At 43.1% G+C, this 15,565-nt stretch carries 8 protein-coding genes; all 8 read right to left on the bottom strand.

Annotated features, from left to right (window positions below):
* Positions 1-4 precede the first annotated feature (4 nt).
* The 8 genes from KXQ82_RS05870 to KXQ82_RS05835 all read right to left on the bottom strand — a co-directional run bounded on the left by KXQ82_RS05870 (position 5) and on the right by KXQ82_RS05835 (position 15,562).
* Positions 5-1,432 (bottom strand): alpha-L-fucosidase, encoded by a 1,428-nt coding sequence (locus KXQ82_RS05870; protein ID WP_219487225.1) that lies wholly within the window; start codon positions 1,430-1,432, stop codon positions 5-7.
* Positions 1,433-1,523: 91 nt separating this feature from the next.
* Positions 1,524-3,407: an alpha-L-fucosidase gene (locus KXQ82_RS05865; protein WP_255563471.1), complete on the bottom strand. Its 1,884-nt coding sequence runs from the start codon at positions 3,405-3,407 to the stop codon at positions 1,524-1,526.
* Between the two features lie 78 nt (positions 3,408-3,485).
* Entirely contained in the window at positions 3,486-5,639 is a 2,154-nt protein-coding gene (locus KXQ82_RS05860) for a glycoside hydrolase family 31 protein (protein WP_255563470.1), read from the bottom strand.
* A gap of 18 nt (positions 5,640-5,657) precedes the next feature.
* Positions 5,658-8,225: a glycoside hydrolase family 95 protein gene (locus tag KXQ82_RS05855; RefSeq protein WP_219487222.1), complete on the bottom strand. Its 2,568-nt coding sequence runs from the start codon at positions 8,223-8,225 to the stop codon at positions 5,658-5,660.
* 81 nt (positions 8,226-8,306) lie between these two features.
* Entirely contained in the window at positions 8,307-9,035 is a 729-nt protein-coding gene (locus KXQ82_RS05850) for a hypothetical protein (protein WP_219487221.1), read from the bottom strand.
* A 20-nt stretch (positions 9,036-9,055) separates the two neighbouring features.
* Positions 9,056-10,636 carry a RagB/SusD family nutrient uptake outer membrane protein gene (locus KXQ82_RS05845; protein ID WP_219487220.1) on the bottom strand — a complete coding sequence of 527 codons (1,581 nt, stop codon included), beginning with the start codon at positions 10,634-10,636 and terminating at the stop codon, positions 9,056-9,058.
* A gap of 29 nt (positions 10,637-10,665) precedes the next feature.
* Positions 10,666-13,812, bottom strand: a complete 3,147-nt coding sequence (locus KXQ82_RS05840) for a SusC/RagA family TonB-linked outer membrane protein (RefSeq protein WP_255563469.1) — start codon at positions 13,810-13,812, stop codon at positions 10,666-10,668.
* 397 nt (positions 13,813-14,209) lie between these two features.
* Entirely contained in the window at positions 14,210-15,562 is a 1,353-nt protein-coding gene (locus KXQ82_RS05835) for a polysaccharide lyase 6 family protein (RefSeq protein WP_219487219.1), read from the bottom strand.
* Positions 15,563-15,565: the final 3 nt, after the last annotated feature.

Here is a 15,565-nt window from a genome sequence, read left to right as displayed (position 1 = left end):
TATGTTAGTCTATTGATCCTGATTTCATTTTTCCCTCGGCGGTGGTATTGGCATTTGCCACTTCGCCTTTAACTTCTAATTTAATAACCGAAGCAACAGCATCAGGAGCATTTGCCGGGAGGTTAACCACCAGGCCGTCCTTGCCTTCTTCAGTTTTCAACATTGTACCGTTTACTAATAAACTTGAAGTTAGTACTTTATTTTTCAATCCAGGCACTACTAATTTGCCATCAGCAGGCCAGTTAAATACCGAAAGGTAGAGGGTTGTTTTACCATCGGCAACCCTTTTTGTGCAGCGGCCCCATGCCAACGCAGGCAGCGGGCTGGCCGTAGTAGCATATATAGCTTCGCTGTTTACCTTCATCCACACGCCAATAGCTTTCAAATCGTCAATGCTTCCTTGCGGGAACTGGCCCAGAGCATCCGGACCAACATTTAATAAATAATTCCCTCCTTTTGATGCGATATCAACCAAATTGTGAATCAGTGTTTCCGGAGTTTTCCATTTGTTATCATAACTTTTATAGCCCCAGGTGCCATTCATGGTCATACAGGTTTCCCAATCTTTACCATCCAACTCGCTCAGGCCTGGTATTTTTTGCTCTGGTGTTTTGGTGTCACCGGGATAATTGGGCCGTTTTAAACGATCATTTGTAATGATATTTGGCTGCAAGGCTAAAACAGCGTTCAATTTTTCAGCATATTCATCGGTCATGCCGGTTGGTGTGTCCCACCATAATACTGCAACATCGCCATAGTTGGTTAATAACTCTTTAACCTGCGGTACGGCAACACGGTCAATGTATTCGCCCATAGTTGCCGTGGTTTGATACGGATCCCAATGGCCTGAATGTTCTTTTGTATAAGCATCAATTTTAGCCGAATCGGGATTTGCCCATCCCTCGCTTGCAACTTTACGCGCTACTGCGCCACCGGGATTGTTCCAATCCTGTGCGTGCGAATAGTAAAACCCTAATTTGATCCCATATTTTTTACATGCTACAGCCAATGGTTTTAATACATCCTTGCCGTAAGGAGTAGCATCGGCAATGTTCCATTTACTGGCATTTGATTTAAACATGGCAAAGCCATCATGGTGTTTGGCGGTGATAACAATATACTTCATACCTGCATCTTTAGCCATGCGCACCCATGCGTCCGGATCGTACTTAACAGGGTTGAATGTTTTAGCCGCTGCCTGGTATTCGGCTACGGGTATTTTGCCGCGGTTCATTATCCACTCGCCGCCATGCCCCACCTGGTGCCCTTTGTACATGCCTGCCCACTGCGCATAATCCCCCCAGTGAATAAACATACCAAAGCGGGCTTCGCGCCACCATTTCATCCGCTCATCGCGGGTAAGCTTTTTTTGTGCCGATGCCGCACCTGCAAATAATAGAACAGCAATAAAAACTGATGTTATCTTTCTCATTTAGTTTTGTAATTGATAGTGCAATAACGCCATTATAAACAGCTGTTTTTTATCAGGTATTTACTTTTGATTAAGCATTATTAGCATTGAATCAATTTACGGGTATCAGTTGTACTTCCAGAACTTTCATCAGGTTTGCCCTGGTGATCTCTATTGGCAATAGCTGCATGGTATGTGTGCCCGGCTGTAGTGTTATCTCGCCCAGATCAATGGTTTTTACTTCTTCTTTTGCCGTGGGCATAGCTTCGCCGCTCTTTACCGTATTGTCTGTTTTTAATTCAAAAGTTCCGGCATCAACGTTATCAGCTACATATTTTAACACTATACGATACCTGGCCGGCTCCATTAAGCGGAAACCCCATTTCATCAACTGGTCTTTCTTGCTCCAGCCATCTACGTAATATTTATTTGTTTTACCATCGCCAAAGCCAAAACCTTTGCCTGTTAACGCTGCATCAAAAGCAAGCAGGCGGTTTGTAATGGTGCTTGCTAACAAACGGGTAGCATCGGTAGCTATGTCACCATTAGTTTCTAATACAATAACGGCATCTGCCGCATCAGTTGATTGTGATGGTATGGCAATGTTAACGTCCAACGGATCGATCCGTTTAACCGATAAAGCTTTTTTAGTTGCGTCGGCCAAAAAATAAGCTTTGGTAATATTGCTTTTTAAGCCGGCAACTACCAGGTTTCCGTTTTGCGGCCAGTTAAATACATGCAGGTACAGCAGGTTACCTTTGCGGGTAGATACACCCCAATTTTGAATGGGCAGCGGGGTTTTATTTGTTTGATAGATGCTTGACGCATTCTTATCCATCCAGCCACTTATACCTTTCAAAATGCCCTCATCTTCGGGGGCAAACTCACCATTGCCCATAGGGCCAATGTTCATCAATAAATTACCTCCGCGCGAAGCCGACTTTGCCAGCAGCTGTATAAAAAAACTAACCGGCTTATGGCTTTTATCATACTTAGAGTACCCGTATGATTCGTTGGTAGTTGGGATGGCCTCCCAATCACCCTCTACCGGGAAAAACTCCGCGGGGCGGTCGGCTGTATTTTTATAATCGCCTAAGTTGAGGTTGTTGGCACCACGGGCCAGCCTGCCGTTTACCACTACATTGGGGTCAGTTTCCCTAATGGCCTTCAGTATCCTGATGTTCTCGGATAAAGGCAATTTCTGCGGCGTATCAAACCATAAAATATCGGGGTGGTACATGGTGAGTAATTCTCTTATCTGCGGTATTGCTTTCTCATTAACATATTTTACGGCTTTGGGTAAAAGCTCGGGATGCAGATCGTACCAATCGCGGCCACCAAACAGGTTCAGGTCGCCGCCCGGATTTTTGTAATCCCAATCATTCCCCGGTGCATCGGGGTGCTCCCAGTCAAATGCATGTGAGTAATAGAACCCGAACTTTAGCCCGTATTTTTTACAAGCGGCCGAAAGATCGGCCATTGGATCGTGTTTCCAGGCGGTTTGTTTTACGATGTTATAATCAGTTACCTGCGAATTGTACATGGCAAACCCATCATGATGCTTGGCGGTGATGATGAGGTAACGCATGCCTGCCTTTTTAGCGGTTTTTACCCAAGTATCCGCATCAAACATTACCGGATTAAACCGGTGGGCAAGCTCCAGGTATTCGGCGCGAGGTATCTTTTCTTTACGCATCAGGTGTTCGGCGTAACCCTCTACTTTTTTGCCTTTCCATTCGCCACCCGGTAACGAATAAATACCCCAGTGGATAAACATGCCGAAGCGGGCATCGCGCCACCAGGCTATGCGGGCCTCATGCGTCTTCATACTTGCTTTCCACCAGCCATTTACCGCATCATCAATCGCAATTTTATCTCGGTTTTTTACCTGGTTGGCCATTGTTTTATCTTCGTCGCCTTTATCCTGTGCAAAAACCGGTTTAGTACCTAATATCCCCGCAAGGATGAAAAAACTTACTATTATATTTCTTTTCATCATACAAAAATCGATCTATCCAATGAGCGGCTGTTTTTTGGGTAATTCCTGACCATCAAGTATCCTTCTATCTTCGTATTATTCCGTCATCATTTTAAAGGTTACCTTACCAATGGTATTTGGTTTACCGGCTACAGCATCGCTTATGCTGCCTTTAATACTGCCGTTTAATCGTTGCACTTTGATATCGCGAAAGCTGTACTGGCCTTTTTCGTAATTAAAGGTTTCGCCGTCATCATCGTATAAACGATAAGTGCCGGATTTTTCGCCGTAATAACGTACTTCAATAGCTACCTTATCGCCCGCTTTAGGCGCATGCAGCATGGCAGGCATCATGGGTATAATACCACCATCTTTTACATAAACAGGAATCTTATCCAATCCGGGAGTAACGGTAATTACCTGCCCATCGCCTGCCAGTTTGCCGGTATAAAAGTCGTACCATTTTCCCTTAGGCAGTATAACCGTCCGGGTTGTTTGCCCGGTGAACATGGGCGCTACCAAAATATTTTCGCCTGCCATGTATTGATCTTTAACTTCTTTTGCGGTTATATCCTCATACGGATTCTCTTCCAGATCCACCTTTTTTTTGCCGGGCTCTTTAGCCACTTCAACACCCTGAAAACCGGGTTCTAAATTCATGGCTCTAAATGGGGGGATGCCTTGATAATGATATTTGGCAAACTCGCTGTACCAGTAAGGCATCATTTGCATACGCAGGTTGGCGAGCTGCTTTACCTGATCAGCTACTTCGGGAAACGTCCATGGTTTGGTGCCGCTTGACCAGGCATTTATCATCGCCATGGGCGAAAATATGTTTGATTGAAATCTTCGGACCCACTCCTCGGCGGTTTTTGATGCACGCACCTCGGGTGTCCATAAAACGCCGGAAAAGCCACTGTTTATTAATGCGGTTATAAAATCCTGGTGGTTATAGTAATCGTTATAAATAACATAAGGCAAAGCCGAGCCACCACCGTTTGATGCCCGTACCAAACCATAGGTACGCTGGTTACGGTTGTGATAAAGCTCCGTAATATAGCGCTGCATCATTAAACCATAAGTTTGCCTTAATTGTTCAGCACTATGGCCGGAAGGGAAGATCGCAACATCGGGCCACAGATAAGTATCGCCTCCGTCTACCTCATCCATTTTATAGCCGCTTATACCAATATCGACCTTGTTTTTCTCTAACTCGCCAAAAAATATTTTACGTGCTGCCGGTAAACTGAGATCTACAACAGCGCCGTTCCAAACTGTGTGAGAGCTTGTATACGATTTTATTAAAGGATAAACAGGTGCCTGTGGAGATACATAGGGATTTGTCCATAAGTTAATACGAATACCTTTATGCAACATATTTTGCACCAGTCCTTTCGGGTCGGGAAAGCGGGTTTTATCCCACTCAAAGGTGCAGGGATACGATTTGCTTTGCCAGCCGGGTTCTAAACCGATAAAGTCGAGCGGATAGCCTTTATCTTCAAACGCTTTTGCTTCTTCGGCAACACCGTTGGCATCGGTTAAGCGTTGCATGCGCTGCGTAAAGCCCAGGCCCCAACGCGGTGGCAAACACCCGCCCCCGTTTAGCAGGTTATAGCGGCGCACAGCATCCATAGTAGTGGGGCCACCAAAAATATATATCTCGGCACCATCGGCAGGTATAAGCATATCTACCGCATCGGAATATGGGTGCGAGGTCCAGTTTTTATCCAGATTACGGTCCTGTATTAACGGAGCTGCTTTACTATCAACACGAACGGAGGTACCGGCATACACTTTTATGTAGCGGGCCGAGTTAATAAAAACCCCATACCCTTTTGATGATACGTAAAACGGCGTGGGACAATGGGTATGCCCGTCATCTTTACCGGCATAATTATCTACATGCAGGGTTAATATTTTACCACGCTGATGCACCGTTTGAAAATTAAGGCCAAAGCCATAAAGCTGTTCATTTTTTTCTAAAGGGAAACGCAGGTAAGTTTTTCCGTCAACAATAGCCGCGCTGATATCTGCCTTTGCAACCGGAAAAACAACATCGCCCATCTCAAGCAGACCAGCATGGTATGGCACAGCACCTGCAGTTTTTAACAAGTCGAAAGCGTCGGGTTTGCCGGCTACAGCTTTCCAAATACCGGGTTCAACCAGGGTCCAGTTGAGTTGCTGCGCATATGTTATTGCTGATGAGCTGAGTAACGAAACAAAAAAACAAACTTTAAAAAACACTTTCATAGGGTTCATAAATAGTGGTTACAGGGGCATTATAGTGTAACTCTTTCCGCGTATTGTTGCAAACTCAATAGTGTATTGTTTGCTTACAGAAAGGTCCGTTAACTGTACTCCGTCCTTTTTTATATAAATCGGTTTAGGTTCGGCCTTCGCTAAATTATTATTAGCAGAGCCCTTTGCAGGTTTCGAAGTTACTTCTAAAACTTTAATTGGCACAATACTGCCAACACGACAAATACCACCGTTATTTGAGCTTATGATTGCTTTTGTTAGTTTGCTGTTATGCCAGTTAATGGCTACTGTAAAATTACCACGGGCTTTTATACCGCTGATGTTGCCCGAGGGCCAGGCATCGGGTAAAGCAGGTAATAATTCTAAAGAACCTGCATGGCTTTGTAACAGCATCTCGGTCATCCCGGCCGAGCCCCCAAAGTTGCCGTCTATCTGGAATGGCGGGTGCGCATCAAACAAATTAGGATAAGTACCTCCCCCACTCATTTGTGCCTTATCTTTTGAGGGATCGATAAAAGTAAATGCCGATGCTAATATTTTATAAGCATGGTTACCATCGTGCAGGCGTGCCCACCAGTTTACCTTCCATGCCATGGACCAGCCGGTACTTACATCACCCCGAAACAGCATGGATTGCTTGGCCGCCGCCGCAAGATCAGGCGTTTGGTTAACACTGATAAACTTACCGGGATACAAACCGAATAGATGTGAGATATGCCTGTGCGTATCCTTCGGGTCGTCCCAATCCTGGAACCATTCCTGCAACTGCCCGTATTGGCCAATGTGTAAAGGATACAGATTACTCTCGGCATCTTGCAGTTTAGCTGCAAAACCTTTATCAATCCCTAAAACCTGTGCCGATGAAATACAGTTATTAAACAGCTCGCGAATGATAGACACATCCATCGTGCTGGCCATGCTTATTTCATATTCTTTACCGTTTATTTTAACAGAGTTTTCAGGCGATACTCCGGGATTGGTAATAAGATAGCCCGTTTTAGGATCTTTTATCATCCATTTGAGCATAAATTGGGCAGCCCCCTTCATTAAGGGATAACCGGTTTGGCGCAAAAATGCTTTATCGCCGGTAAACAAGTAATGCTCAAATAAATGTGTGCTAAGCCAAGCCCCGCCCATGGGCCAAGCCGAATAGCGGGTACTGGCTTTAGGGTCAGCATCATAATTACCTACGGTAGAGGTTTTGGCCCATATGTCCGAATTATGATGCTCCACCCAACCCTCATTTATATTATAGTTTACTTTGGCAGTTTTTGCACCATTAACTGATAGCTGTTTTATAAAATCAAACAGCGGCTGGTGGCACTCGGGTAAGTTGGTATTTTCTGCCAGCCAGTAGTTCATTTGAGTGTTAATGTTTGTGGTATAATTGCTGCCCCATGGTGGTTGTACAGCATCGTTCCAAATGCCCTGCAAGTTTGCGGGGGGCGTACCAGGCCTTGAGCTTGCAATAAGTAAATACCGCCCGTACTGGTAATATAATACCTGTAATTGCTTATCGGGATTACTGATACCAAAATTCCGCAAGCGCTCATCAGTTGGCTGTTTTAACATCGCGGCATCTGCACCTAAATTAAAAGTAACCCGTTTAAATAGTTTTTGATAATCGGTTACATGGCCAAGCTTAAGTTTATCATACCCTAAATTTATCGCGTTTTTTAAATTGGCATCTGCTTCAATTGATGGATTTTTACCCTGCAGGCCGGGCGACCTGTTAAAACCATTAAAGCTTGTCGCTTCAGTTAAATATAAGGTTACCTGGCTGGCACCGGTTACCTGCAGGCTGTTTTTATCGGCAGTTACCGCACCTCCAACATTGTCAATGTTCAGGTCGATCTGGAAATTCATGCCTTCGCCATCAGGCTCGTCATACACTATCTGTTGCGGCTCATACTCGCGGTTAGCTACATACTTTGGCGCTTTACCTTTAAGCACCAGCCCGTTATTACCCCCGGTAGTTACTTTGAACCGCAGTTTACTGGAAAGTGTAGCATTAAAGCTAATAGCGTTTGGGCGGTCAGCGCTTATTTTCACTACCATTACATGGCCGGGGTTACTTATAAAACTTTCGCGGGTATAATTAACCCCATCTGCTTTATATTTTACTGTTGTGATAGCATTATTCAGATCAAGATCCCGATAATAGCCTGCCGCTATTGTATCTTTTAATTTAAAATCCAGATACAGATCGCCTAAAGGTAAATACCTTGCCGAATAGGTACCCTGTAAGCCTTTTTTCCATAGTGCGGCACCTTTTGTGTAATCACCGTCAAATATAGCCTGCCTTACCTGCGGCAAATACTCAGGCCCTTTAGGATTGTTACCATCAACCGGGTAACCCGACCATAAGGTATGGTCGTTTAACTGGAATCGCTCTTTAACAACGCCGCCAAAAACCATGGCACCGGTTGTACCATTGCCTAAGGGTAAGGCTTCCTGCCAGGCAACGGCAGGTTTGTTGTACCAAAGTTTCAGGTTAGGGTCATAGTTTCTGTTTTGTCCAAAAGCGGCTACGCTTATCAATGAAAAAGCTAATACTAAATATTTATTCGTGCTCATTAACCCGATCTTTTGCTTCTGTTAAACTAAAAAAGCTAACAAGGAAGCATATGCTTACCCTGTTAGCTTTATGTGTGAATACTATAAATTGAGACTTGGAGATATAAACGTAGTTACTACATCAACAACACCATTGGTTGCTAACAGATCACTTGTGTTTACGTTATACGCCTGGTTTAACTGGATCGGATAATCGGACGTGTTACTTGGCGATGCATTGAGCACCTTAATGTACATTATTGATTGCGGGTTTGATATGAATAACGGGGTTCTAATATTAAAATTAACCGGGTTGGCGCTATAAGCCCCCGGCGCTAACAATGTTTTGGCAGTCACATCATTAACTGGTAAATTATAGTGCGAATAAACGCCATCCAGAATCAGGTACTGAAGATAATTCTTCACGTCGGCAGCCGGATAATCTTTCCAGCTTTTCGCAATCTTGCCCGCCGAAGTAAATACTGCACCCCAAACGCAGCTTGTAGCCGCTACTTTGGTAGTTTTATCCAGCGTATAAACGGCACCGTTGTTTAAAAATATAAACGTGCGGTTAGGTTTAATGTATTCGTTGGTATCAATACCCGAGTAAATTATAGCATCGTACATTCTGCGAAAAAGGGTATCGTTAGGGGTATGATTGTTATAAGCCCTCGATTTTAAATAGGCCCAGGCCGTCATATTCAAATTCGCATCTAATGTATCTGTTGTATTCCTTTTAAAGTTTTGTTGCATTTTTAAACAACCGGGGGCTATAATGGCAACTGTCATGATTATAACTGTAGCCGCTAAAATATTTTTTATTTTTTTCATGTCGCTATTCTTTATTAATATCACGGATTTTGTACTAACAATGGATTGGAATTAAGCGCATCCTGACTTAATGGCCACAATACTTTGTTAAGGTCCTGAAAGCCGGTTTGAGCAGTACCGAAAGCTTTTTGACGCCTTGCAACTACAGGATCCATCACATTTTTAACATTACCCGTTCTAACCAGATCAAACCAGCGTTTACCTTCGGCGTATAGTTCATATTGGCGTTCCTGCAATATGGCGTTCTCCATGGCAACAGTGGTAGTATATTGGGTTGCCGGTATAGCAGGGGTACCGGTTATACGTGCCCGGAGATAAATAAAATTAAGGTATTTTAACGCGTTCGTCAGATCGCCGGTTTGGGCATACGCCTCAGCTAACGACAGATAAACATCGCCCAAACGGTACATCACCAGGTAAACATTTAAGCTTAACGCCGTGCTACCTGTTGGCAAAATACCGTTAGCGTTATTATTTGTGTTAAAATATTTCAGCACTTTATCCATGTGTGCCAACTGAGTTGATGCGGTGGTTGTAGCTGTACTATCAATAGTTTTAGCAAACCTGGTATCAACTTTGTTATTTTTTTTCCAGGTGAAATATACCACCGAATCTGCCTTAACGGGGTTATTGCTTAATTGTGTAGTAATGGGTATACATGCACATCCGTTAACCGTATTATCCCAGTGGATACTCCAGATAGGCTCGATAGAAGTTGTAGGAGCTATAAAAAGGTTTTTCCAATTGGTCTGAGTTTCCAGATTTGCAGCAGTGGTACCGCCATAAGCTACGCCTGTAGGTCCTTTGGCTAAAAACAATCTTTGTATCCAGGTTATCGCATTTTGATAATCGGTTTGACCACCACCGGGCTGGCCCGCCCTCCACATGTATACATCGGCCATCATAGCACAAATAGCACCCTCATTAATGTTCCAAACAATAGGTGTTTGGTTTTTTTGGATAAGCGAATATGCATTTGCAAGGTCGGGAATGATCACCGAATCGATAATCTTAGCCTTTGCTACCCGCGGCCTTGCCGATGGTTGAGTAACATCAGTATAAGGCTCTGTCCAAACCGGCGCATCGCCCCAAAGCCGAACAATGTAAAAGTAACATTCGGCGCGCATAGCATAACATTGAGCCAATGCATTGTTAAGTACAATAGGTGTAACCAATGGGTCTGATTTGGCTATTGGCGGAAAATATTTAATATTCAAATTAGCGCGGTAAATAGTACGATATAAACCTCCCCAGTCTGTAGCAGGGTTGTTAATGGTTAAATTGTTAAAAGCCAGTTCGGTCATAGTTGAATTTACGTATTGGCTCCTGTCAAAGTTATCAGACCTGCCCTCGCCCCAATAATGGTACCTGCCGCCATAAGCTTCGGTACCATCAGATGCATCTTTGCCTGTACCTACACCTGTCATTTCTTCCTGAAATGAGGTGTACATCCCCGCAATGGCCGCGGTCATATCTTTTGAGCTTTTATAATAATTATTTAAATCGCCCGCGCTTAACGGTAATTCTGTTATATCTTTTTTACAACTACTCACTATGGCAATAATTAATGCTACAGCGGTAATTCCTATTAATTTTTTCATGTTATTATTATTAATGATCAAATTCATTATTAAAAGGTTAAATTGAGGCCAAGTCCCACCTCGCGGCGTTTAGGGTATTTACCATTGTCGTATCCCGGAGTAAGTGCGTTTGAGCTACTAAACTCAGGATCGAACCAGCTGTAATTGGTCCAGGTAACCAAATTGTCGCCATATAAGTAAAACGATAAACTTTTGGCTTTGAATTTTGAAAGGAATTTCTGGTCGATATTATATGTCAGCTTTACGTTGGCAAGCCTTATAAAAGACCCATCTTGTAAATAAAAGCTGTTTACACCACTGCTAACATCACCATAGGTATCTTTATTGGTAAACAGTGGATATCTGACATCATCACCCTGGCGCAGCCACGAGTTATAGATCGCATCTACCGTTGGCGGCGAATAAGTTGAGCTGTTGGCGTTTTGCGAATTTGCTGTAGCATTATAAACCTTATTGCCAAACGACGCATTAAAGGTTACATTAAGCGTAAAATGCTTGTATGTAAAATAGTTAGTTAAACCATAAAAATTGGTTGGTATACCGTTACCCATAATCTGCTTATCATTGGCATCAATAACACCGTCATTATTTACATCTTGCCAAATTACGCTGCCGCCTTTTAAAGTGAGGCCGTTACGCGAAAGCTGGTGTATAGCTCCTGTATATGGTTGACCGTTATCTAAAAAGCTTGTCGCGGTTTTTCCATCAGCAGATACACCAACGGGAGTTAACCTGTTGCCGTTTGCAGCATATGAGTTTGACACGTCATACTGATAGATACCAAGGTTGTTGTACAGGTAAAAATCGCCTACTCTGCCCCCCTCTTGTATAATGTATGATGACACCAGGTAAGGTGTATGATTTGCCAGCGCAACAATTAAACCCGCTTTTTGGAACGATGCGTTTGCACTGATGTTCCAGCTGAAGTTTTTAGTTGCTACCGGTGTACCCTGTAACGTAAGTTCTAAACCCTGGTTTTTGATATCGCCCAGGTTTACGGTTACATTATTAGAACCGGTTTCTTCGGGTAACGCGGTTGAATACAATAATCCGCTGGTTTTTTTGATATAATACTCAGGAGTGAATGTTAAACGGCCCTTAAGGAAGTTAAAATCAATGCCGAAGTTATGTGTTGTAATGGTTTCCCATTTAATAAGCGGGTTACCCAATGTGGTTGATGGCGCCGACGTACTGTTGCCTGCATACGAACCATTTACATTGGAGTTTCCAAAATTGATAAGCGTTGAATAAAGGTAGTTGCTTGACAGCTGATCGTTCCCTAACTGGCCAAAACTATACCGTAATTTACCATCTTCAAGTACTTTCTTTGTCCACGCCATAAAGGGTTCATCGGTAAAACGCCATGCAAAACCGGCGGAATAAAAATCACCCCATTTATTTGTGTCACCAAAACGTGATGAGCCATCACGACGTATTGTACTCGTAAAAATGTACCTGGATTTGTAATCGTAACCAATACGGCCAAAAACAGATTCAGTACCAAAGGCGGTGGCGGTTGTCCCTGTCTTTGTAAGGTCAATTACACCTACGTTAGAGGTAAATACACTTTCGCTTAAGTAATTATTATCGCCTATGGTATAACCATCACTCCTGAAATGCTCACGGCTAAAGCCTAAACTGGCTGTAACACGATTAAATTTCCCAAATAAATGGGCATAATTAAGAAACGACTGTAATTGATAAGAAAACTGCCTGGTATCTGTACTGCCCCCTACACTTGCCCCAGTACCGCCACTGGTTAATATTGATGGAGTAAAGGTTTGTGTAGTTGGGTTATTAAGCTTAACATTAAAACTGGTTGTAAATTTAAGCTCCTTTGTAAAAGAATACGTTGCTGCAGTATTGTATTGGGCCAGGTAGCTTGTTGCTGTGTTGGTTTGCAATAATGCATAAGCAACGGGGTTTCTTTTTGACTCTACATAGCTTGCCAAGGTACCATCCGGGCGGTAGATTGCCGTCCATGGATTACGCTCAAAAATTTGCTGTATAGAAGTACCTACAGGTATATCATTGCCGGTTTGATAAGCAAAAGCCAGGTTGTTGGTTATTCTAAATTTATCGGATGATGTAAAATCGATGTTTATAGTAGCTTGTATACGTTTAATATAGCTATTTAGAACGATAGACTGATCATCAATATAACCAAGGCCGGTGTAGTAGCTTAATCCTTTTTGGCCACCGCTTATGCCAACATTGTAAGTATTTTTATTGGCTGTTCTGAACAATAGTTCCTGGTAATCATTATCAGCATTCAGGTAATGGTTTACCGAATCCTGGTTAATTCCGCTATTACCATCCCCACGATTTTTCCGGTAGTAACGCAGATCATTAGCCGATACAGTTGGCAAACTGTGTGCTAAACGGCCAAACAAATGTCCGTAACTCAGGGTAACCTTGGATTTGCCTTCCTGCCCACGTTTAGTAGTAATTAAAATAACGCCATTACCACCGCGCGAGCCATATATTGCCGCCGAAGCCGCATCTTTTAATATTTCGATAGAAGCGATATCCTGCGGATTAAGAAAATTAGCATCCGTGTTGATCACGCCGTCTATTACATACAGCGGCCCGGCACCCGAGTTTAAAGTACCTGTACCACGAATAGTTATGGTACCTTGCCCTGATGGATCACCATTATCATTAGCTACCAATACACCCGCGGCTTGCCCTTGTAAAGCATCAAAAAGTGTTACCGGCTGGCGCTCATCTATTTGTTTAGCACCAACAGTGGAAATAGAGCCGGTTAAGTCGCGCTTTTGAACAGACTGACCATAGCCGATGTTAACAATGTTTACCTCATTTAACACGCTTGAGTTTTCGGCCAGGGAAACATTCACTACTTTTCGGTTACCCACTACCTCATCAAGTGATTTATAACCTACATAAGTAAATACCAATATAGCCTTTTCATTGGGTACACTTAAAGTGTATTTACCGTTAGCATCTGTAGCTACCCCATTGGGTGAGCCTTTTACCTTAACACTTACACCTATCAATTGCTCACCTTTTAAATCAGTAACGGTACCCGTTATTTTGACACCGGTACCTTGTGCAAACACAGATGATATGCTGAACAGCAATAACAAACTAAGCATGGGCAGCCGTAAAAACAAGCTCCCTGCCTTGGGAATTTTTTGAGTAAATAGTTTTACCATAACGCTAATTAAGATTAGGATTTAGTTAATTATAATGGGATTAATTTAAAGGGACTTATTAATGAAAGTCAATAACGGAGTAGCCTCACAACGGTTGTTCATCATCATTTTAGTTTTGGTTTTTTAGGAATAATTGGTTAATGCAAGTACCTTATTTTTGATTTGCCTATTATGAATACTATTGGCTAATTATTCAGCTATTTTGACACCGGGAATTGTAATTACAGCTATAAAAATTGACAATACAGCATAATAAGGTGCCAGCAATTCCCCGGCAACGCTAAAAAACATCAACTAAAATTCAGGTATTAATTATTGAAGGGATATCATGAAAATGTACTCTTTTTGCGTGAAACCTAATAGATCCCTCCAATTATATAAGATTGCACCAACCTTTTTAATTCAGGGCAGTATATCCCACATTCTCCGGTTTTAAAACCGGGGTTGCTTCGGTACCGGCTGTTACCTGCCCCTTACTATCAGCTTTTACAAACGGATAATACCATTTTTCTTTCGCCACGCCGGGAGCAAAATAACCATTCTTACCTTTTGTTAGTTTTGGGTCGGCCATGGTATAACCTTCGGTTGGTATTTGCCCGGCATCTTTTACATTAAATAAAATGTTGCCTTGCCATTTCGCGCCGGGATAAGGGCCTGTTATGGCAGCCGCCAAACCACCGCCCTGTATAATGTTATTTGTAAATGTCACATCTGTAGCGCCCATTCCGTTGGTACGTTGTGTCATCACGTAGTTTTGCTGGTTGTTAACTAAGGTGTTGTTCGCTATCAATATCCTGTCGGGCCTGTCATGTGCGGTTAGTTGTGCACCATCGGCTACTTCGCCGTCGCCGTTACCTATCGTAATTGCAGGCTTGCAGTTTTCAAAGTAGTTGCCCACAATGATGTGATCATCGCCAAATATGCGTAAGCCGGGTGTATTGATAAAGTAGTTGCCGTAAACCGCGCATTTATTACCATGCCTTAAAGTAAACTGCGCCAGGCAATCGCGAACGGTATTATATCGTAACGTAACGCCCGATGCTTTTACCGATATTAACTCATTCTCGCCTGCGCACTGCTCAAATAAATTATATTCAACCACGCTGTTACTGGTAGATAGGCTAAACCCGCTCAAACCAAACTGCAGTGTCTCGGCGCCGTTTTTACCACCCTGGTCGGTATAGTTCTTAAAATAATTATGATGGATGCTTAAGCGCTCGGCTATTTGTTTCCCGGTTCCCCGGATAGCCAGCATACGCCCCATCGCATTTTTATTCTGGAAGGTATTGTGGTCTATCTCATGGTCGCTCCCCGCAATGGTCAGATCCTCGCCATCGCCGCTGTTCTCAAAAATATTCTGCGTCCATCGGCAAAAATGGCTGCCGCCTTCAGTCTTGTCTTTTTTTGCTTTGTTGGTAAATTTAAACCCCTTTATAGTCACATAAGCAGCCCCGCTCACCAGGTCGAACCCGCCGTTACCGCTTATTTCGGCATTGCCGTTGCTTTCGGCGCAAATAACAATGGGTTGCTTCGGTGTACCTTTCCTGTCAACAGTAATATCCTGTATTGCGGTATATTTACCATTCGCCAAAACAATTACATCACCGGGTTTGGCGTTATTGATAGCTCGCTGCAAAGCATCTATCGAGTTTACTTTAATATCGCCTGCAAAAGCAGTTTTACATAAGCCTAAAATCAACAATAAAATAATGCTTTGCCTCTTGGCTGATACGGGGAATATGATCTTCATGTT

This window comes from Mucilaginibacter rivuli, assembly GCF_019391655.1.
GTDB classification, from domain to species: Bacteria; Bacteroidota; Bacteroidia; order Sphingobacteriales; family Sphingobacteriaceae; genus Mucilaginibacter; species Mucilaginibacter rivuli.
This window is presented reverse-complemented; position numbering and strand designations above follow the sequence as displayed.